The sequence below is a fragment of the Streptomyces sp. R11 genome (genome assembly GCF_041051905.1).
Taxonomy (GTDB): Bacteria; Actinomycetota; Actinomycetes; order Streptomycetales; family Streptomycetaceae; genus Streptomyces.
In genome coordinates this window covers 2,794,179-2,806,045 of sequence record NZ_CP163432.1, presented here as the reverse complement: position 1 = coordinate 2,806,045, position 11,867 = coordinate 2,794,179, and the positions used below count along the sequence as shown (strand labels likewise).

Here is an 11,867-nt window from a genome sequence, read left to right as displayed (position 1 = left end):
CACCCGTACAAGCGTCCTGCCGGGTGAATGGCGGGCGTTTCCCGGCACCTGGACCGACGGTACGTCACACTCCTTGCGCCGCCGCACGGTAGCCTCGCCATCAACGTGGCTGCCAGGCCACGATCGTCCGCCAGTTTGCAAGATGTCCGCTCTGCCCGGAGGTCCCGGTGACGACACGTGGAGTTCTGTACGTGCACTCCGCGCCGCGCGCGCTGTGCCCGCATGTCGAGTGGGCCGTCGCCGGGGTGCTCGGCACGCGCGTCAACCTCGACTGGATCCGGCAGCCGGCCGCGCCCGGCACCTGGCGCTCGGAGTTCTCCTGGCAGGCCGAGGCGGGCACCGCCTCCAAGCTGGCCTCCGCCCTGCGCGGCTGGCACCTCCTGCGCTTCGAGGTCACGGCCGAGCCCTGCCCCACCGCCGAGGGCGAGCGCTACAGCTGCACCCCCGACCTGGGCATCTTCCACGCCGTCACCGGTATCCACGGCGACATCCTCATCCCGGAGGACCGCCTGCGCGCCGCCCTGACCCGCTCCCAGCACGGCGAGACCGACCTGGAGGCAGAGATCGCCAAGCTGCTCGGGAAGCCGTGGGACGACGAGTTGGAGCCGTTCCGGTATGCCGGTGAGGGAGCGCCGGTGCGCTGGTTGCACCAAGTGGTCTGAGGCTTGGACACGTGAAGGGGCCCCACCACTCGTGGTGGGGCCCCTTCACGTACGTACGGATGCTGCTCAGACCGTCCTGAACGCCAGCACCACGTTGTGGCCGCCGAAGCCGAACGAGTCGTTCAGCGCGGCGATCCGGCCCTCGACGGGCAGCTTGCGCGCCTCACCGCGGACGACGTCGGCGTTCGCCTCGGCCTCCGGGTCGAGGTTCTCGACGTTGATGGTCGGCGGAGCGACCCGGTGGTACAGCGCGAGCACCGTCGCCACCGTCTCGACGCCACCGGCGCCACCCAGCAGATGCCCGGTCATCGACTTCGTCGCGGACACCGCCATGTGGTCGGCGTCGTCGCCGAACACCTTCCGCAGCGCCTTGAGCTCGGCGATGTCACCGGCCGGCGTCGACGTCGCGTGCGCGTTGACGTGCACGATCTCCGCCGGGTCCAGGTCGTTGCGGTCCAGCAGGTTCTGCAGCGCGTGCGAGATGCCGCGGCCCTCGGGCTCGGGCTGCACGATGTCGTGGGCGTCGGCGGAGATGCCCTGCCCGACCGCCTCGGCGTACACGCGGGCACCGCGCTTGGCCGCGTGCTCGGCGGACTCCAGGACGATCACGCCGGCGCCCTCACCGAGGACGAAGCCGTCACGGCCGGCGTCGTAGGGACGCGACGCACCCTGCGGGTTCTCGTTGTTCTTGGACATCGCCATCATGTTGCCGAACGCGGCGATCGGCAGCGGGTGGATCGCCGCCTCCGTGCCACCCGCGACGACGACGTCGGCGCGGCCGGAGCGGATCATCTCGATGGCGTAGCCGATGGCCTCGGCGCCCGACGCGCACGCGGAGACCGGCGTGTGTACGCCCGCCCGGGCGCCCACGGCCAGACCCACGTTCGCCGAGGGGCCGTTCGGCATCAGCATGGGGACGGTGTGCGGGGAGACGCGGCGGACGCCCTTCTCCTTGAGCACGTCGTACTGGTCGAGCAGGGTCGTCACGCCGCCGATGCCGGAGGCGATGACGGCACCGAGGCGGTCCGGGTCGACAGTGCTGTCCTCCCCGGCCTTCGCCTCGAAGCCGGCGTCCTTCCAGGCCTCCTGAGCCGCGATCAGCGCGAACTGCGCCGAGCGGTCCAGTCGGCGGGCCTGCGGCCGCGGGATGACCTCGGTCGGCTCCACGGCGACCGGCGCGGCGATACGGACCGCCTGGTCGGCGGCCCAGTCCTGCTCCAGGGGCTTGACACCGGAACGTCCGGCGATCAGGCCCTCCCAGGTAGAGGTTGCGTCGCCACCCAGCGGTGTGGTTGCGCCGATACCGGTGACGACCACGGTGCGATTGGTCGAGCTCACGGGAATTCTTTCTCCAACGGATACGAGGATTCAGCGGCGCCACCGCCGGGTGGCGGGGCAGTCAGCCCAGGGGCCTGATCAGTGATCAGCCCTGGTGCTTGAGGATGTAGTCGGTCGCGTCGCCCACGGTCTTGAGGTTCTTGACGTCCTCGTCCGGGATCTTCACATCGAAGCGCTCTTCGGCGGCGACGACGACCTCGACCATGGACAGCGAGTCGACGTCCAGGTCGTCGGTGAAGGACTTGTCCAGCTGGACGTCCTCAACCGGGATGCCGGCGATCTCGTTCACGATGTCGGCGAGACCGGCGACGATCTCTTCCTGAGTGGCGGCCATCTTGGCGCTCCTTCGTTGTTGTTCAGGTTCTTCAGAGGGTTTGGCGCGCCCGCCGCGGCAGCGGCAGGTGGTGCGTTTTTCCCGTGCCGGTTCGCATGATCCGGCACGGAGTGCCTAGGGGAGAGTAACGACCGTGGCGGCGTAAACGAGACCCGCCCCGAATCCGATGACTAGTGCGGTGTCGCCGCTCTTCGCCTCGCCGGTCGCCAGGAGCCGCTCCATCGCGAGCGGAATCGAGGCGGCCGAGGTGTTGCCGGTGGTGCGCACGTCGCGGGCGACCGTGACGTGCTCCGGCAGCTTCAGTGTCTTCACCATCGAGTCGATGATCCGCTCGTTGGCCTGGTGCGGGATGAAGACGTCCAGGTCGTCCGAGGTGATTCCGGCCGCGTCCAGCGCCTGCTGGGCCACCTTCGCCATCTCGAACACGGCCCAGCGGAAGACCGCCTGGCCCTCCTGCGTGATGGCGGGGAACTTGACGTTGCCCTCGCTGTCCAGCGGAAGCTTGGAGACATCGCCGATCCGGAACTGGTCCCACGGCACCGTCTGCTTGATCGTCTCGGACTTGTCGCCCTCCGAGCCCCACACGGTCGGGCCGATGTGCGGCTCCTGGGCGGGACCGACCACGACCGCGCCGGCGCCGTCGCCGAACAGGAAGGCCGTCGCGCGGTCCTCCAGGTCGGTGAGGTCGGACAGTCGCTCCACGCCGATGACGAGGACGTACTCGGCGGAACCCTCGACGATCATGCCCTTGGCGAGGGTCAGGCCATAGCCGAAGCCCGCGCAGCCGGCCGAGATGTCGAAGGCGGCGGCCTTGTTCGTGCCGAGCTTGTCGGCGATCTCGGTGGCGACGGCCGGGGTCTGCCGGAAGTTCGAGACCGTCGAGACGATGACGCCGCCGATCTGCTCGGCGGCGATCCCGGCGTCGGCGATCGCCTTGCCGGACGCCTCGATCGACATCGCGGCGACGGTCTCCTCGTCGTTCGCCCAGTGCCGCGTCTCGATGCCGGAGCGCGAACGGATCCACTCGTCGGACGAGTCGATCTTCTCCAGGATCACCTCGTTGGGCACGACCCGGGTCGGACGGTACCCGCCGACGCCGAGGATGCGTGCGTACGGGGCGCCCTTGCTGGGCTTCAGCTTCGCCATGCTCCGGGCTCCTTGTCAGGCGTGCTCTGCGATGAGCTCGCGAGCAGCGTCCAGGTCGTCGGGGGTCTTGAGGGCCAGGGTCTGCACACCCGGCAGCGCGCGCTTGGCCAGACCGGTCAGCGTGCCGCCCGGGCACACCTCGATCAGGGCCGTGACGCCGAGCTCCTTGAAGGTCTCCATGCACAGGTCCCAGCGGACCGGGTTCGCGACCTGCCCGACGAGACGCTCCAGCACCTCGGCGCCGGTGCCGACCGCCTTGCCGTCCTTGTTGGAGACGTAGGTGACTCGCGGGTCGCCGGGCACGAGCTCCTTGGCGGCCTCGGCCAGCTTCTCGACGGCGGGGCCCATGTGGTGCGTGTGGAAGGCACCGGCCACCTTCAGCGGCACGACCTTGCGCACGCCCTCGGGCTTGTCCTCGTTCAGAGCGGCGAGCTGCTCCATGGTGCCGGCTGCCACGATCTGGCCGGCGCCGTTGATGTTCGCGGGGGTCAGGCCCAGCTTCTCCAGGTGGGCGACGCTGACCTCGGGGTCGCCGCCGAGCAGCGCCGACATACCGGTCTCGGTGATCGCGGCGGCGTCGGCCATGGCCAGGCCCCGCTTGCGCACGAGGGTCAGCGCGGCGGTGTCGTCGAGGACGTCCGCGTAGGCGGCGGCGGTGAACTCACCGACGCTGTGGCCCGCGACGGCGCCGGGCGTGATGTCACCGAGTGCCTCGGCGGACAGGATGCCGGCCGCGACGAGCAGCGGCTGCGCCACGGCGGTGTCCCGGATGGCGTCGGCGTCGGCCTGCGTCCCGTAGTGGGCGAGGTCCAGTCCGATGGCGTCCGACCAGGCACCGAGGCGGTCGGCGGCACCGGGCAGTTCGAGCCAGGGGGTCAGGAAGCCGGGCGTCTGGGCGCCCTGGCCGGGAGCGACGAGTACGAGCACTCTCACACTCTCTCTTGGGGACGGGCACGGCCGCCCGTGAGGACAAGGACGAAGAACACGAGGGGGTTTTGTGGGCCCCCGACAAAAGCCTAGAGCTGGAGATCGCCGTCGACCAGACGCCCCAGGATCAGCGCGATCCGCAAAGTGAACGCGGAGCGTACATCGGACGGCGACCAGCCGGTGACGTCAGTCACACGTCGAAGCCGGTAGCGCACGGTGTTGGGATGCACGAACAGCATCCGTGCGGCACCCTCCAGACTGCTCGCCTGTTCGAGATAGACGGAGAGCGTCTCCAGAAGGGCCGACCCGGCCTCCTCCAGCGGTCTGTAGATCTCCTCCACCAACTGCTCGCGCGCACTGGGATCGCCCGCGATGGCACGCTCCGGAAGGAGATCGTCCGCAAGGACCGGCCGCGGGGCGTCCTGCCAGGCGGTACACGCCTTCAGCCCGGCGGCCGCGGCCTGCGCGGACCGCGTCGCGGCCAGCAGATCGGGTACGACGGGCCCCGCGACGACGGGACCTGCGGCATAGGGGCCGATCAGCGACTTGGCGACCGCCAGCGGGTTGTCGCTGCCGCCCGCGATGACGACCAGCCGGTCCCCGAGCACCCCGGTCAGCACCTGGAGCTTGGCGTGCCGGGCGGCCCGCCGGATGGCCTCGACCGTCAGCTCGCTGTCCCCGTCGGGCGCCGTCCCGAGCACCACGCACACATGCTCGGGCGAGTTCCAGCCGAGCGCGGCGGCCCGTGACACGGCACCCTCGTCGGCCTCGCCGCTGAGTACGGCGTTCACGACGAGCGACTCCAGACGGGCGTCCCAGGCACCGCGTGCCTCGGCGGCCTGGGCGTAGACCTGGGCGGTGGCGAAGGCGATCTCACGGGCGTAGACGAGCAGCGCCTCGCGCAGCACGCTCTCGTCGCCGGGAGCGGCGACCTCGTCGATGGCCGACTCCATGACCTCGATGGTCGTGCGCACCATCTCGACGGTCTGGCGCAGGGTGATCGCGCGGGTCAGCTCGCGCGGGGCGGTCCCGAAGACGTCGGTGGAGATCGCCTGGGGCGCGTCGGGATGCCGGAACCACTCGGTGAAGGCGGCGATACCGGCCTGGGCGACGAGGCCGATCCAGGAACGGTTCTCCGGGGGCATGGCCCGGTACCACGGCAGCGTGTCGTCCATCCGCGCGATGGCCTGCGCGGCGAGCGAGCCGGCGGACTTCTCGAGCCGCTTCAGGGTCGCGGCGTGCTGGTGGACGTCGCGCGCGGCGGGTTCGGACTTACGGGCTACGGGTTCGGGCACGGGGACAAGACTGCCTTATCCGGACGGGAGTACGTGCCAGAGGGGGCTGTGATCGAGGGCTCGGTCGCCTCCGGGGCGCCTCAGCCGGCGGCGTCGGCACACCGAGCCGTGGTGGGCACGTACCCGTGTCCGGCCGCCCGGCAGGGCTACCGTGGTGCCCGTGATGGACGTACGGCGCGCCGCGGAGCGCTATCCGGGAGGGGATCCGGCAGCGGGCATCGAGTCACGCCATGCCTTCTCCTTCGGCCCGCACTACGACCCCGACAACCTCCGCTTCGGCGCGCTGATCGCCTGCAACGAGGAGCGGCTCGCCCCCGGCGCCGGCTTCGACGAGCACCCCCACAGCCACACCGAGATCGTCACGTGGGTCGTCGAGGGCGAACTGACCCACCGCGACTCCACGGGCCACGAGACCCGGGTCGGCCGCGGGGACGTCCAGCGGCTCAGCTCGGCGGGCGGCGTACGGCACGTCGAACGCAACGACGCCGACACACCCCTCACCTTCATCCAGACCTGGCTGGCCCCGCTGACGCCGGGCGGCGACCCGGCGTACGAGATCGTCCACGGCATCGCGGACTCGACGCCGTACGCCGTCCCGGAGGCGGGCGCGATGCTCCATGTGCGGCGGCTGGGGGCGGGGGAGCGGACGGCGGTGCCGGACGGGGCGTTCCTGTACGTGCATGTCGTGCGCGGCGACGTGCGGCTGGACGGCGAGGAGCTGGGCGCCGGCGACGCGGTGCGCATCACGGACGCCAAGGACGTGGAGGCGGTCGCGGTGAGCGCGGCGGAGCTGCTGGTGTGGGAGATGGCCCCAATGGCCCAGTAGTCGTGGGGCTCGAGATGCCGGAGTGATCCCAGGGACTTCAAATGAAGGGGGCGGACGCTCGCTGGGCAGAGAAGAGCCACTCGCTGGGCAGAGAAGAGCCGGGGGGTCATGGCCAAAGGCAGAGCAGCAGAGGGACAGGACAAGACCCGGACCGGGGGACTGCGACGGCTCGGTGAGTGGTGCGCCCACCACTTCGTGATCGTGATCGCCGCCTGGGTCGTGGCGCTCGGCGTGCTGCAGGCCCTCAACCACATCCACGGCGGGGAGTACTCGGACAATTTCGCCCTGTCCGACGTGCAGTCCGAGAAGGGCCTGGACGTTCTCAAAGAGCACGATCCGCAGTCCGGCGGCTACAGCAGCCAGATCGTCATGCACGACGCCGACAAGCCCCTGACCTCGGTCAGCTCGCAGATGGCGACCACCGTCGCCGACCTCCAGAAGCTGTCGAACGTGCTGTCCGTGCAGAACCCGCTGGAAGCCACCTCCACGAAGGTCGGGCCGCTGTCCTCGGACGGGCAGACCGGCTACATCACCATCCGCTTCAACGAGCAGCCCTCTCTTCTCGGGGACAGCTACCTGCACGGCGTCGACAACGCCGTGGAGCCGCTCAGACAGGCCGGCGTCGACGTCGAGTACGGCGGATCGCTCGGTGAGTTGGAGCGGCCCGCCGGCAACGACCGGATCAGCGAGGCGATCGGGTTCGCCGTCGCCATCGTCGTCCTGCTGATCGGCTTCGGCAGTGTGCTCGCCGCCGGACTGCCCCTGGTCACCGCGCTGATCGGCGTGGTCGGCGGCCTGGCCTGCCTCGGACTGCTGGCCCTCGCGTTCACCTTCGCCACGGTCTCGCCCACCCTGGCCACGATGATCGGCCTCGGTGTCGGCATCGACTACGCCCTCTTCCTGCTCACCCGGCACCGGCAGGGCCTCATGGACGGCGCCGATCCGGTCCGCGCCGCCGGCCACGCCGCCGCCACCTCCGGACGTGCGGTGCTGGTCTCCGGCACAACGGTGATCGTCGCCCTGATGGGCCTGTGGGTGTCCGGCGTGAGCTTCATCGGCCTGCTCGGCGTCGCCGCGGCCGTCACGGTCGTCTCCGCCGTCCTGGGCGCGCTGACCCTGGTCCCGGCCCTGTTGGGGCTGATCGGCCACAACATCGACCGCTGGCACGTACGCAAGCCCATCGCCGAGACCGACCCCGAGGGCGACATGTCCCAGGGCACCTGGCACCGCTATGCCAAGCGCGTCGAGCACCATCCTTGGCGGTACCTGTCCGCCGGGGTCGTCACCGTCGCGGTGCTGGCCATCCCCGTCTTCTCGATCCAGCTCGGTCACATCGGCGACGGCGCCGACCCCACGTCCTTCACCGACCGGCGGGCGTTCGACCTGATGACCGACGCGTTCGGCGCGGGCTCCAACGGGCCGCTCACCATCGTCGTCGACCAGACCTCCGTACCGGACTCGCAACGCTCCGACCTGGCCTCGAAGACCCAGCAGGCCCTCAACGACGAGTCCGGGACCTCCTTCGTCGGCCCGCTGACACCGACGCAGGACGGGGACGTCCTGGTCGGCACGGTCTACTCCTCGGTGTCCCCGCAGAACAAGGACACCACCAACCTGACGAACCGGCTCTACGACCACACCCTCCCCGACGCGCTGTCCGGCACCGACGCCAAGGGGTACGTCACCGGGACCACGGCCGCCCAGGTCGACTTCCGCGACATCGTCGCCGAGCGGTTGCCGCTGATCATCGCCGTCGTGGTCGGCCTGGCCTTCCTGATCGTCCTCGCGGTCTTCCGCGGCCTGCTCGTCGCCGTGAAGGCGGCCGTCCTCAACGTCCTGTCGATCGCGGCCTCGTACGGCGTCGTCGTCGCCGTCTTCCAGTGGGGCTGGGGCGGGCCCGCGCTGGGGGTCCACGGCAAGGTGCCCATCGAGAGCTATGTGCCGATGATGATGTTCGCGATCATCTTCGGGCTCAGCATGGACTACGAGATCTTCCTGCTGTCCCGAGTGCACGAGGCCTGGCTGCACACCGGGAACGCCAAGGACTCGGTCGCCCACGCACTGGAGATCACCGCGCGCGTGATCACCTGCGCGGCGCTGATCATGGTGAGCGTGTTCGCGGCCTTCATCATCAGCGACAACATCGTGGTCAAGATGCTGGGGCTGGGGCTCGCCGTCAGTGTGCTCATCGACGCCACGGTGGTCCGCCTGCTCATGGTGCCCGCCGTGATGACGCTGCTGGGCAAACACGCCTGGTGGACGCCCCGCTGGCTGGACAGGATCCTGCCGCACATCGACACCGAGGGCGCCGGCGAGAAGCTCGGCGCCCTGCCGGAGCCCGGGTCACCCCGGGACAAGTGACCGCGCCCTACCGCCCGACCTCGGCGAGCACCGCGTCCGTGAACGCCGGCCACACCTCGACCGCCCAGGGCCCGAACGCCCGGTCCGTCAGCGCCACGCAGGCCGCGCTCGCGTCCGGGTCGATCCACAGGAACGTGCCCGACTGGCCGAAGTGCCCGAAGGTACGCGGCGAGGACGCCGAACCCGTCCAGTGCGGCGACTTGCCGTCACGGATCTCGAAGCCGAGCCCCCAGTCGTTGGGGTTCTGGTGCCCGTACCCCGGCAGCACACCCTTCGTCCCCGGGTACTGCACGGTCATCGCGGAGGCGACCGTCCGCGGGTCCAGCAGCCGCGGCGCCTGCACCTCCGCCGCGAACCGCAGCAGATCCTCGACCGTCGACACCCCGTCCTTCGCCGGGGACCCCTCCAGCGACGTACCCGTCATACCCAGCGGCTCCAGCACCGCCTGCCGCAGATACTCCGCGAACGGGATGTCCGTCGCCTTGGCCACATGGTCCCCGAGCTGCTCGAACCCGGCGTTCGAGTACAGCCGCCGCTCCCCGGGCGGGGCCGTCACCCGGTGCTCGTCGAAGGCCAGCCCCGAGGTGTGCGCGAGCAGATGCCGCACCGTCGAGCCCTCCGGCCCGGCCGGCTCGTCGAGCTCGACCGCCCCCTCCTCGTACGCGACGAGGACCGCGTAGGCGGCCAGCGGCTTGGTGACCGAGGCCAGCGGGAAGCGGTGCGCGACGGGACCGTGCGTACCCAGGACCGTGCCGTCCGCCCGTACGACACCCGCCGCGGCGGAGGGAACCGGCCAGTTCTCGATCAGTGCGAGGCTGCTCAGCGACATGCCTGTGAGCCTAAGCCGCTCACAGGTACAACCGCATCGAGGGGTCCGTGTCCCGGGTGAAGCCGAGCGCCGCGTACATCGGCTCGGCGTCGGCGGACGCGGTGAGCATGACGTGGCTGGCGCCCCGTTCGCGGCACCAGGCCAGGAGCTCCTCCATGCACGCGCGCGCGTACCCGCGGCGCCGGGCGTCCGGGTCGGTGGCGACGCTGAAGACGTACCCGATCATCCCGTGCGGATGGCCGGCCCGCCCGATCCGGTACTCCAGCGTCCCCGCCACCAGCGCGGCGAGCGTCCCCGGCCGCTCGGGGTGATCGACGACGAACGCCGCGAAGTCGCTCCGGGGGTCGGCGAGCCTGGCCCGCAGCGTTGGCAGCGACTCCCGGTGCCACTCCGTCGAACCGGCCGCCTGAGCCAGCGAGTCGATCATCACCTGACGCAGCCGCAGCACTTCGGCGGCGTCCTCGGGCAGGGCACGGCGTACGAGACTCATGCCCCGCACGCTAACCACGGCGATCACGCCATGTCCCGCGGTTTTCTTACCGTTTCCGCTTGCTTGGAGCGCACTCCAAGGCCATAGCGTGGAACGCATGACGGTGATGGAGACCACGAGTACCAGGACCGACAGCTGTGCCGCCCCGCCCCATCCGCACCGGCGGCCGGCGGGCCAGGACAGTTACACGATCAGCGAGGTCGTCGCCTTCACCGGCCTGACGGCCCACACCCTGCGCTGGTACGAGCGGATCGGCCTCATGCCGCACATCGACCGCTCGCACACCGGCCAGCGCCGCTACAGCAACCGCGACCTGGACTGGCTCGACCTCGTCGGCAAGCTGCGGCTGACCGGCATGCCGGTCGCCGACATGGTCCGGTACGCCGAGCTGGTGCGCGAGGGCGACCACACGTTCGGCGAGCGCTTCGAGCTGCTGGAGACCACCCGCCGCGACGTCCTCGCCCGGATCGCCGAGCTCCAGGACACGCTGGCCGTGCTCGACCGGAAGATCAGCTTCTACGCGGACGCGGGCCGTCTGTACGAGCAGGACAAGTACCAGCAGGAGAAGACGGAGCAGGCCGGATGACGGACAGCAGGATCGCGACGGCACGACTCGGCAAGCACGGCCCCGAGGTGGGGGTCCAGGGCCTCGGCTGCATGGGCATGAACTTCGGGTACGGCCCCTCCGACGCGGGCGAGTCCAGGGCGACCCTGGAGCGGGCACTGGAACTGGGCGTCACGCTGTACGACACGGCGGACGCGTACGGCGCCGGCGAGAACGAGAAGTTCCTCGCCCCCTTCTTCAAGGCGCACCGCGACGAGGTCGTCATCGCCACCAAGTTCGGCCTGGCCATCCACCCGGACGACCCGACGAAGCGGATCATCCGCAACGACACGCCCTACATCCGCCAGTGCGTCGAGGCCAGCCTGAAGCGCCTCGACGTCGAGGCGATCGACCTCTACTACATGCACCGCCGCGACGTGGACGTCCCATTGGAGGAGACCGTCGCCGTCATGGCGGAGCTGGTCCGCGAGGGCAAGGTCAAGCACCTGGGCCTGAGCGAGGTGACGGCGGCCGAACTGCGGGACGCGTACGCCGTCCACCCGATCGCGGCCCTGCAGTCCGAGTGGTCCCTGTTCAGCCGGGACATCGAGACCTACGTGGTCCCGGCGGCCCGCGACCTGGGCGTGACCCTGGTCCCGTACTCCCCGCTGGGCCGCGGCTTCCTCACCGGCTCGTTCGCCAAGGCCGAGGATCTGACGGCCGGTGACTTCCGCCGCCAACAGCCCCGCTACACCGGCGAGAACGCGGCGGCCAACGCCGCCCTCCTGGACCCGATCCGCACGGTCGCCGAGGCCCACGGCGCCACTCTCGGCCAGATCGCGCTGGCCTGGGTACAGCAGCGAGCCTCGGTCCACGGCCTGCCGATCGTCCCGATCCCGGGCACGCGCAGGCCGGCCAGGGTGGAGGAGAACGCGGCGGCGACGAGGATCGTGCTGGGCGAGGAGGAGCTGGCCCTGCTGGAGCCGATCGCGGCGAAGGTGTCCGGCAACCGCTACGCGGACATGTCCTTCACGTCCGCGGGCAGGGAGTAACGAGCCGGCTCTCTTGGCGCGGGGGTCTGCAACGCCTCCAGGGGCGCGGGGAACTGCGCGAGC

12 protein-coding genes are annotated in these 11,867 nt (G+C 70.5%); 5 read left to right on the top strand and 7 right to left on the bottom strand.

The features are described from left to right. Window positions 1–167: 167 nt before the first annotated feature. Window positions 168–662, top strand: coding sequence for a DUF3145 domain-containing protein (locus AB5J55_RS12775; RefSeq protein WP_328881941.1), 495 nt, complete (start codon window positions 168–170; stop codon window positions 660–662). 66 nt (window positions 663–728) lie between these two features. On the opposite strand, the gene fabF is transcribed toward AB5J55_RS12775, so the two are convergent. The 5 genes from fabF to AB5J55_RS12750 all read right to left on the bottom strand — a co-directional run bounded on the left by fabF (window position 729) and on the right by AB5J55_RS12750 (window position 5,702). Next, window positions 729–2,000 carry a beta-ketoacyl-ACP synthase II gene (fabF, locus tag AB5J55_RS12770; protein ID WP_369270787.1) on the bottom strand — a complete coding sequence of 424 codons (1,272 nt, stop codon included), beginning with the start codon at window positions 1,998–2,000 and terminating at the stop codon, window positions 729–731. Window positions 2,001–2,085: 85 nt separating this feature from the next. After that, window positions 2,086–2,334 carry an acyl carrier protein gene (locus AB5J55_RS12765; RefSeq protein WP_004001566.1) on the bottom strand — a complete coding sequence of 83 codons (249 nt, stop codon included), beginning with the start codon at window positions 2,332–2,334 and terminating at the stop codon, window positions 2,086–2,088. A gap of 114 nt (window positions 2,335–2,448) precedes the next feature. Continuing rightward, window positions 2,449–3,480, bottom strand: coding sequence for a ketoacyl-ACP synthase III (locus AB5J55_RS12760; protein WP_362377806.1), 1,032 nt, complete (start codon window positions 3,478–3,480; stop codon window positions 2,449–2,451). Window positions 3,481–3,495: 15 nt separating this feature from the next. After that, window positions 3,496–4,407: an ACP S-malonyltransferase gene (locus AB5J55_RS12755; protein WP_369270786.1), complete on the bottom strand. Its 912-nt coding sequence runs from the start codon at window positions 4,405–4,407 to the stop codon at window positions 3,496–3,498. An 89-nt stretch (window positions 4,408–4,496) separates the two neighbouring features. Further along, window positions 4,497–5,702 (bottom strand): PucR family transcriptional regulator, encoded by a 1,206-nt coding sequence (locus AB5J55_RS12750; protein WP_369270785.1) that lies wholly within the window; start codon window positions 5,700–5,702, stop codon window positions 4,497–4,499. A gap of 163 nt (window positions 5,703–5,865) precedes the next feature. Between AB5J55_RS12750 and AB5J55_RS12745 the strand changes: the two genes are divergently transcribed. Both AB5J55_RS12745 and AB5J55_RS12740 read left to right on the top strand, forming a co-directional pair. After that, complete coding sequence (locus AB5J55_RS12745) at window positions 5,866–6,528, top strand: pirin family protein (RefSeq protein ID WP_369276169.1); 663 nt, start codon at window positions 5,866–5,868, stop codon at window positions 6,526–6,528. A 108-nt stretch (window positions 6,529–6,636) separates the two neighbouring features. Beyond that, on the top strand, window positions 6,637–8,889 hold the full coding sequence (locus tag AB5J55_RS12740; RefSeq protein ID WP_369270784.1) for an MMPL family transporter: 2,253 nt from the start codon (window positions 6,637–6,639) through the stop codon (window positions 8,887–8,889). Window positions 8,890–8,896: 7 nt separating this feature from the next. Here AB5J55_RS12740 and AB5J55_RS12735 read toward each other — a convergent pair whose 3' ends face one another. Both AB5J55_RS12735 and AB5J55_RS12730 read right to left on the bottom strand, forming a co-directional pair. Then, window positions 8,897–9,718, bottom strand: coding sequence for a serine hydrolase domain-containing protein (locus AB5J55_RS12735; protein ID WP_369270783.1), 822 nt, complete (start codon window positions 9,716–9,718; stop codon window positions 8,897–8,899). A gap of 19 nt (window positions 9,719–9,737) precedes the next feature. Next, complete coding sequence (locus tag AB5J55_RS12730) at window positions 9,738–10,208, bottom strand: GNAT family N-acetyltransferase (RefSeq protein WP_369270782.1); 471 nt, start codon at window positions 10,206–10,208, stop codon at window positions 9,738–9,740. Between the two features lie 97 nt (window positions 10,209–10,305). On the opposite strand from AB5J55_RS12730, the gene AB5J55_RS12725 reads away from it, so the two are divergent. Next, window positions 10,306–10,794, top strand: coding sequence for a MerR family transcriptional regulator (locus AB5J55_RS12725; protein ID WP_369270781.1), 489 nt, complete (start codon window positions 10,306–10,308; stop codon window positions 10,792–10,794). Next, window positions 10,791–11,804, top strand: a complete 1,014-nt coding sequence (locus AB5J55_RS12720; RefSeq protein WP_369270780.1) for an aldo/keto reductase — start codon at window positions 10,791–10,793, stop codon at window positions 11,802–11,804. Before AB5J55_RS12725 ends, AB5J55_RS12720 begins: the two co-directional genes overlap by 4 nt. The last annotated feature ends 63 nt before the right edge of the window (window positions 11,805–11,867 follow it).

What these genes read in the sequence shown, in the direction of transcription:
- AB5J55_RS12760 (WP_362377806.1), bottom strand. Translation starts at nt 3,480, where the DNA reads ATGGCGAAGCTGAAGCCCAGCAAGGGCGCCCCGTACGCACGCATCCTC.
- AB5J55_RS12745 (WP_369276169.1), top strand. Translation starts at nt 5,866, where the DNA reads ATGGACGTACGGCGCGCCGCGGAGCGCTATCCGGGAGGGGATCCGGCA.
- AB5J55_RS12730 (WP_369270782.1), bottom strand. Translation starts at nt 10,208, where the DNA reads ATGAGTCTCGTACGCCGTGCCCTGCCCGAGGACGCCGCCGAAGTGCTG.
- AB5J55_RS12740 (WP_369270784.1), top strand. Translation starts at nt 6,637, where the DNA reads ATGGCCAAAGGCAGAGCAGCAGAGGGACAGGACAAGACCCGGACCGGG.
- AB5J55_RS12765 (WP_004001566.1), bottom strand. Translation starts at nt 2,334, where the DNA reads ATGGCCGCCACTCAGGAAGAGATCGTCGCCGGTCTCGCCGACATCGTG.
- AB5J55_RS12735 (WP_369270783.1), bottom strand. Translation starts at nt 9,718, where the DNA reads ATGTCGCTGAGCAGCCTCGCACTGATCGAGAACTGGCCGGTTCCCTCC.
- AB5J55_RS12725 (WP_369270781.1), top strand. Translation starts at nt 10,306, where the DNA reads ATGACGGTGATGGAGACCACGAGTACCAGGACCGACAGCTGTGCCGCC.
- AB5J55_RS12720 (WP_369270780.1), top strand. Translation starts at nt 10,791, where the DNA reads ATGACGGACAGCAGGATCGCGACGGCACGACTCGGCAAGCACGGCCCC.